Source organism: Psychroserpens luteus (genome assembly GCF_015319355.1).
In the GTDB taxonomy this organism is placed as follows: Bacteria; Bacteroidota; Bacteroidia; order Flavobacteriales; family Flavobacteriaceae; genus Psychroserpens; species Psychroserpens luteus.
This window is the reverse complement of the sequence record NZ_JADILU010000021.1, coordinates 1-3,457: the sequence shown is the minus strand read 5'-3', so window position 1 is coordinate 3,457 and position 3,457 is coordinate 1. Positions and strand designations below refer to the sequence as shown.

Genomic DNA, 3,457 nt, shown 5'->3' with positions numbered 1-3,457 from the left:
TCTATATTTTTTAATTTCAGGAAATTTAAACTAAAAAATATACGGCAGACAACACGTGGTATAAATAATGGCCTAAAAAGCAAGTTTATGGAGAAGGCCACTATTCATACCACTAACCATTACCCACAAGCTGAAAAAACATCCTACAATGAACAAAATATTCGGAATTATTTTAATAAGTCTCACACTATTTGGATGCAAACAAAAAAGTGCGGAAGAAAATGTAGCCGAAGAAAAAATAGAGTTTAATAAAGAATTAGCTGATGAACTTGAAAAAATGGCAGAAATTGACCAATTAGTAGCATCGAATGCTTTTCCACCTGAAAAATATTCTCATTTGACACAACAAAAATGGGAGAAGTTCAAAGATAGCGTGTATCTGAAAAATCAAAAGCGAGCAAAAGAAATTCTTGATAAATATGGATTTGTTGGTTTTGATTTAGCTGGAGAAAATGGTTCTAGAAATTTTTGGATGGTTGCTCAACATTCTGACCACAATCCGGAATTCCAAAAAGAAGTTCTGAAAGAAATGAAAAAGGAAGTTGACAAACAAAATGCAATCTCAACAAATTATGGACTTTTAGTTGACCGTGTAAATTTAAACACTGGACAACCCCAAATTTATGGTACGCAAGTAACCTATAATATGAATAATGGACAAGCATATCCAAAAAAATTAACGGATAGTATAAATGTAAATTCACGAAGAAAATCAATCGGATTGGAGCCAATCGAAGAGTATTTAAATGGAATGTCGGAAATGCATTTTGAAATGAATAAAGAAAACTATTTGAGCAAAGGAATAACTGAACCTACACTTTACAAAACGAATTAATACGCAAAAAGCCTGTGGGTAACACCGTGTATAATTAATTGCTTGGTCACTGCCGACTTACGAACATTCCTGCGGAATATTCTATCTGTGATTTATTTGCTAAATTAGTTGCTTAACCACGCAACTAACCATACACAATTCCGTTACCTGTAAGCCGAAAAAACATCAGTTTTCATAAAAAACAGAGTGAATAATACTAACTTTACTGAACTTTAAAGAAGTAAAAATGAAATTTGAAAACAATACATATATTAGTGGAGATGGAGTTTATTACGAAGGAGTAATTAGAGACGTAAAACGCTCAAAAATTTCACTTCAACCTGTTTACGAAGCGTTTACAAATTCTTTAGAAGCAATTCGAATAAAAGAAACCCAAAATAAAAACTTTAAAGGAAATATTGATGTAAAAATTTATTCTACACAAAATACAGACCAAAGTTTTACTTTTTCAAAACTTCAAATAAGTGACAATGGTGTTGGTTTTGATGATAAAGAATTTAAAAGATTCAATACATATAAAGATTTTACTAAAGGGTTCAAAAATCTTGGCTCTGGAAGAATACAATTCACTCACTATTTTGATAAAACAAAAATAAAAAGCAAATATCAAGATAATGGTAGTTTTAGAGAAAGAGAATTTTTCGTTTCAAAAAATAAAAACTATCTCAAAGAAAACTCAATTACATTTCACAAAAGTGATATTGAAATAGATGCAAAATCTTCAGGTACTATATTGACTTTTGAAGGTCTTTTAGACCAAACAAGAAATATTTATCACACACTTAACGATGTTATTTTGAAAGATGCACTTTTGAAAAGATACATCCAGTATTTTTGCTTAAATAAAGAAAGTCTACCAGAAATAACAATAGAACACTTCGTGTTTAATGATAGAGAAGGCAAATCTACAATTTCAAAATCTGATATTCCAAAAATAGACAAATCTGATAATGTAAAAATTCACTATTCAAAGATTGCAGATGATGCTAAAGGTATAATTGAAACAGAAAATTTTGAAATTTTTACAATAAACTCATATAAATTAGATAAGTCTTTTTTAAAACATAATGATTTAAAACTGACCAGTAAACACGAGGTAATCGAGAATTTTGAAATTAACTTAAATTATCTCTCAAAAGATGAAGTAATTGACAATAGTCATTTTCTATTTTTAATTTCTAGTGATTATCTGGATGATAAAGACACAAACGAACGAGGCGAGTTAGATATTCCAAATAATGACATTTTCTCAAACGACCCTAATATTTTTAATGAGGAAGTAATAATTCTAGAACTTCTAGAAATGTCAATCAATGGTTCTATTTACAATTTGTATCCACAAATAAAAAAGATACAAGAAAAACATCAGTTGGATATAAAGAATCTTAAGGAAATGTTTTTATTACCAGAGGATTCAGAAATTGAAATTTCTATAAATGATAGTGATAAAAAGATATTAGAAAAATTCTACACATCAGAAGCAAGAAAAAAAGCTGAATTAGATTCAAATTTAAAATGCAGTATAGAAAGATTAAATCTTTTAGATACTACATCTGATGATTACTCTAACACACTCGATGAAGAAATTGAAAGAATAGTTAGAGTAATTCCACAACAGAACAAAGCAGAACTAACTCATTATGTTGCACGACGAAAACTTGTTCTTGAATTATTTTCATTGATTTTAAATAGAAAATTATCAGTTCAAAATGATGGTTCACGAAATAATGATGAAGCTTTGTTACATAATTTAATCTTTCAACAAAACACTAAAACAACAGATAAAAGTGACTTATGGATTATAAATGAAGATTTTATATATTTTCATGGGATTTCAGAATCCAAATTATCTGACATAACATTTAAAGGAGAAAACATCATTCGAGAAGACTTATCCAAAGAAGAAAAAGAATTTATAACAGCTATTGGAGAAAACCGACTTCATAAAAGACCAGATATATTATTATTCCCTCAAGAAGGAAAATGTATAATTATTGAGTTTAAAAATCCTGATGTTAGTGTATCTGACCACTTAAATCAAATAGGCAATTACGCAACTCTTTTAAGGAATTTTTCAATTCCTGGAATGAAATTAACTACATTTTATGGATATTTAATTGGAGAAAAAATTGAACCGAATGACGTTAGAGCTTATGATGCGGATTTCAAAAACGCTTATAATTTTGATTATTTATTTAGACCATCAAAAACTATAGCAGGAATGTTCAATAATGAAGGAAAAGACGGTTCACTCTATACGGAAGTCATTAAATATTCAACACTTCTTGAACGAGCAAAAAATCGCAACAATATATTTATTAAAAAATTGACAAAAGATAATATCGAACCACCACTTTAAAATCGGAATTAGGCCTACAGGTAACATCGCATAAAAATAATGCGTAGTTTAGTGCTTAAACAATGAATAGTGCACTTTTGCTACTTCTGATTTTCCTGCGGAAAATCCTCACACACAAAACCGCACTATTCTTATACGTAACCGTTGTGCTTCATTATCAGAAAACGCTAACCAATGATAAAATTTTTTAGGAAAATTAGACAAAATTTACTTTCTGACAGCAATAATGGAAAGTATTTTAAATATGCAATAGGAGAAATTAT

The 3,457-nt window shown here is 29.0% G+C and carries 2 protein-coding genes; both read left to right on the top strand.

The annotated features are described in order from the left end of the window. Positions 1–148: 148 nt before the first annotated feature. Positions 149–835: a DUF6624 domain-containing protein gene (locus tag IM744_RS20530; RefSeq protein WP_194510034.1), complete on the top strand. Its 687-nt coding sequence runs from the start codon at positions 149–151 to the stop codon at positions 833–835. Positions 836–1,061: 226 nt separating this feature from the next. Further along, positions 1,062–3,194 carry an ATP-binding protein gene (locus IM744_RS20525; protein WP_194510033.1) on the top strand — a complete coding sequence of 711 codons (2,133 nt, stop codon included), beginning with the start codon at positions 1,062–1,064 and terminating at the stop codon, positions 3,192–3,194. Positions 3,195–3,457: the final 263 nt, after the last annotated feature.

Excerpts from the sequence above, each read along its gene's own strand:
- IM744_RS20530 (WP_194510034.1), top strand. The coding sequence starts at position 149 with ATGAACAAAATATTCGGAATTATTTTAATAAGTCTCACACTATTTGGA.
- IM744_RS20525 (WP_194510033.1), top strand. The coding sequence starts at position 1,062 with ATGAAATTTGAAAACAATACATATATTAGTGGAGATGGAGTTTATTAC.